The sequence below is a fragment of the Trichloromonas sp. genome (genome assembly GCF_041583255.1).
Lineage (GTDB): Bacteria > Desulfobacterota > Desulfuromonadia > Desulfuromonadales > Trichloromonadaceae > Trichloromonas.
Map to the genome: position 1 here is coordinate 1 of NZ_JBFHGD010000266.1, position 3,841 is coordinate 3,841.

The 3,841-nt window shown below is 63.2% G+C and carries 5 protein-coding genes and 1 pseudogene; 4 read left to right on the forward strand and 2 right to left on the reverse strand.

Features of this window, described 5'->3' with window-relative positions; all coding sequences use genetic code 11:
* Positions 1-219: 219 nt before the first annotated feature.
* Positions 220-759, reverse strand: a complete 540-nt coding sequence (locus tag ABYV89_RS15240) for a hypothetical protein (protein WP_432823788.1) — start codon at positions 757-759, stop codon at positions 220-222.
* Positions 756-1,238, reverse strand: a complete 483-nt coding sequence (locus ABYV89_RS15245) for a permease (protein ID WP_432823789.1) — start codon at positions 1,236-1,238, stop codon at positions 756-758. The genes ABYV89_RS15240 and ABYV89_RS15245 overlap by 4 nt, the downstream gene beginning before the upstream one ends.
* Before the next feature lie 276 nt (positions 1,239-1,514).
* Here ABYV89_RS15245 and ABYV89_RS15250 point away from each other — a divergent pair, with 276 nt between their 5' ends.
* The 4 genes and pseudogenes from ABYV89_RS15250 to ABYV89_RS15265 form a co-directional block, all read left to right on the forward strand.
* Positions 1,515-2,348 carry a ribonuclease H-like domain-containing protein gene (locus ABYV89_RS15250; protein WP_432823790.1) on the forward strand — a complete coding sequence of 278 codons (834 nt, stop codon included), beginning with the start codon at positions 1,515-1,517 and terminating at the stop codon, positions 2,346-2,348.
* A gap of 109 nt (positions 2,349-2,457) precedes the next feature.
* Positions 2,458-3,000 carry an NADH peroxidase gene (locus tag ABYV89_RS15255; RefSeq protein ID WP_432823791.1) on the forward strand — a complete coding sequence of 181 codons (543 nt, stop codon included), beginning with the start codon at positions 2,458-2,460 and terminating at the stop codon, positions 2,998-3,000.
* A 45-nt stretch (positions 3,001-3,045) separates the two neighbouring features.
* Positions 3,046-3,519 (forward strand): ferritin-like domain-containing protein, encoded by a 474-nt coding sequence (locus ABYV89_RS15260; protein ID WP_432823792.1) that lies wholly within the window; start codon positions 3,046-3,048, stop codon positions 3,517-3,519.
* Positions 3,513-3,841 (forward strand): annotated as a pseudogene (locus ABYV89_RS15265) (DUF4350 domain-containing protein); the annotation flags it as partial. The gene ABYV89_RS15260 and the pseudogene ABYV89_RS15265, both read left to right, overlap by 7 nt.

Below are 3,841 nucleotides of genomic sequence, written 5' to 3' on the forward strand. Positions count from 1 at the left end.
ATCCAGGTGGGGCCGTTCAAGGTCGACAACGTACGGGCGATGGTTATCGATCACAAGCTCACCCAGGCGAGTTTCGACGGCCTGCTCGGCATGGATTTTCTCCGCCACCTCGATTACCGCATCGATTACGATCGGCAGGTGATCCGCTGGCAGCCCGATCTCGGGCGCGAGTAGCTTGTGTTTCAGATGGTGTGGGTTGAGCCCGGCTGGTTGCCGGGCTCAGTCGTTTACGGGGGCGCGCGCTTCCATGATCGCCTCGACGATCAGCCCGCAGGGGATGGCGAAGAGGATGGTCAGCAGTGAGCGGGTGAGGGAAAAGCCCCAGCCGAGAAACTCGATTTCGAGGGGGATCATGGGGATTTTTACCGCGTAGGCGGCCAGCACCGTGACGATCACCGCCCAGCGGGCCCCCTGCCGGTGGATGCTCATCAGCAGGGGAAAAATCAGGTAGGCCGGGCCGATCAGCATGGTGCCGCAAAGCGCCGAAATCAGCAGCGCCTTGAAGCCGGCTTCGCGGCCGAGCAGGCGGGCGACCGCTTCCCGGCTGATCCAGACCTGGGTCAGCCCGACCAGGCCCATCACCGCGACGATCAGCAGGGCCACCGAAGCGAAGGTTTGGGCGCCGAAGGCCAGGGCCCGGCCGGCCTGCTCGGGATGGACGGCATACGCCCAGCCGTACAGCAGCAGGGTGAAAAGAGGCAGCCACTGGGCGCGCAGCAGCGACCAGGCACTCAACGGGGGCCGGGGCGCGGCGTTCATAGCCACCATCCGATCAGCAGGCCGATCAGCAGCGCGCTGACAAAGGCGATGGCGTTGCGCGAAAGGGCGAAGCGCAGGCCGAAAACCTCGGCCTCGAAGGGGAGGGTGATCACCCCGACCGAAATCCAGGAGACCACGAAGGCGGCCGCTGCCGGCGGCCAGGCCCCGGCATCGAGCATCGAACCGGCCAGGGGGAAGGCGGCCACCGGCGGGCCGATGGCGACCGCCCCGAGCAGTCCGCCGGTGAGCAGCGCCGTCCAGCTCGAAGAGGCGCCCAGCCAGCGCTCGATCAGTTCGGCGGGGATGAAAACCTGAAACAGGCCGATCAGGCCGAAAATGGCCGCCAGCATCGGCGCCAGCTTGAGCAGCGAGCCTTTGGCCACCTGCAGGCTCTTCCGGGTCTTCTCCGGTGAGCGGCGAAAGAGCAGGGCGTAGGCAGTGGCGACCAGGACCAGGTAGGTAAGGGCGACGTTGTTCAACGGTGACTCGCGTATGGGTGTGCTGTGGATTGATTTAATCGCGTTGAAATCCTGCGTGCAGTCCCATACTATATGGATTCGGCGAAGAGCCAAAGGGATTTTCTCCCTCCCGCAGGGACGGGCTCCGCAGGTGCCTGTCCCTCTTTGATTGTTCAACCGCTAAAACCTTAACACCGGCGGGTCGCGTCCCGCCAGGCGCCTTACTTTTATCCAAGCCAACAAAAGTAAGCAAAAGTGGCTTCCCCTGCGACATCATAACGAATAGACAGGAAACCCATGTTGACCAACACCTTCTGCCACCTTCCCGGAATCAGCGCCCGCAGCGAGAGCTACCTCTGGGATTTTGGCATCCGCAGCTGGGACGAGCTGCTGCGGCACGCCGCGCCGCCGCTCTCTGCCGGCCGGCTCCGCACCGTTCGCGAGCAGCTGCCGCTGGCCCAGTCGCGCCTCGCCGCGGGCGACCCCCGCTGGTTCACCGACCGGCTCTCCTCGAAGGAGCACTGGCGGCTCTTTCCCGAGTTCCGCGAGCGCACCGCCTATCTCGACATCGAATCCACCGGCCTCGACCGTGAGCTCGACGCCATCACCACCATCGCCCTCTACGACGGCCGCCGCATCCGCACCTACGTGCAGGGGGAGAACCTCGAGGCCTTTGCCGTCGATATCCGCGAATACGACCTGCTGGTGACCTACAACGGCAAGTGCTTCGACCTGCCGTTTATCGAGAGCGCCATGAACATCCGCCTGCCGCAGGCTCACATCGACCTGCGTTACCTGCTGCACAGCCTCGGCTACCGGGGCGGGCTCAAGGGGTGCGAGCGTCAGCTCGGACTGGGCCGCGGCGATCTCGACGGGGTCGACGGATTTTTCGCCGTGCTGCTCTGGCGCGACTACCGGCGCAGCGGGCGCCGTGCGGCGCTGGAAACCCTGCTCGCCTACAACATCGAAGACGTGGTCAATCTCGAGGCGCTGATGGTGCTGGCCTACAACCGCAAGCTCGAGGAAACCCCCTTCGCCACCAGCCACCGCCTGCCGCTGCCCGCACGTCCCGTCATCCCCTTCGCCCCCGATCCGGAGACGGTCCGGCGCCTGCGCGCCCGCCCCTTCTAAAAAAGACAAGAATGGTAATAAATGTCTTGACGGATGGTCCCGGATGATTATAATTGAGACCAAATTTATCTTTTATTGTTTGACAAATCATCAGGGAGGAACATAATTTATGAAGAAGTTTGTCTGTACGGTGTGCGGTTATGTCCACGAAGGCGATGCGGCTCCGGAGAAGTGCCCCCAGTGCGGCGTTTCCGCCATGCGTTTCAAGGAGCAGACCGATGGCAACCGCGCCTGGGCCGATGAGCACCGCATCGGGGTGGCGCAAGGGGTCGATTCGGAAATCCTCGAAGGGCTGCGCGCCAACTTCATGGGCGAATGCACCGAGGTCGGCATGTACCTGGCCATGAGCCGCCAGGCCGACCGCGAAGGCTTTCCGGAAATCGCCGAGGCCTACAAGCGCATCGCCTTTGAAGAGGCCGAGCATGCCGCCAAGTTCGCCGAACTGCTCGGCGAGGTGGTTCTGCCCGATACCCGCAGCAACCTGCAGATGCGGGTCGATGCCGAATTCGGCGCCTGCCAGGGCAAGAAGGATATCGCCGTCAAGGCCAAGCAGCTCGGCTACGACGCCATTCACGACACCGTACATGAGATGTGCAAGGACGAGGCCCGTCACGGGGCGGCCTTCGCCGGTCTGCTGAAACGTTTTTTTTAGGAGCGCCCGGTCGCCCTTGTCGACAGCACAATGTGGGAGGATTCGATGAAGCAACTCCTGGATTTGCAGCAAGCGATAAGGGCGGCCATGCAGACTGAAAAGGATGCGATGGATTTCTACCGGCTGGCGGCGCAGAAAATGACCGATCCCGAAGCCAGCTGCCGATTCGCCCAGCTGGCTCGGGAAGAGCGCCAGCACGCCTACTCGTTCTTCAACGTTTACCGCGGCGGCGACATTCATTCCTTTGAAGAGTTTTTGGCCGAGCCGCCCAATACCGGGAGTGACTGGTGGGCGGCCTTGAAGCAGCTCGAGGCGGCAGGCTTTGCCGAGAAAGCCGCCCTGCGGCTGGCCATCGAACAGGAGCATGGCCTGGAAAAGACGTTGCGGGAGGCCGCGGAACAGGTCGACAGCCCCGAGGTCAAGGCGATCTACCTGGCCAATGCCAGCTCGACCCGCAACCATTGCCGGTCTATCGAAAAGGAATATGCCGAAAAATACGGTGAATTGAAATCATGTTGAAATACCTGCTCACCTTAACGCTCCTATGTGTGCTGACGACCGCCAGCGGCGCCGAACCCGGCCCGCTGGTCTTGTTCGATGAGGGCCACGGCCAGCAGTTCGTGGCCGGCGGCGAGCGGCCGCTCGATCTCTCGCAGCTGGCCGGCATCTTCCGTGACCAGGGCAGCCAGGTTCTCAGTCACGCCGGGCCGTTGACCGATGCCGACCTGTCGGAGGTGAGCGCACTGGTGATTTCCGGCCCCTTCGCCCCCTTTTCGGCGGATGAGATTGCCGCGATTACCCGGTTTGTCGAGGCCGGCGGAGCGCTGGCGGTGATGCTGCA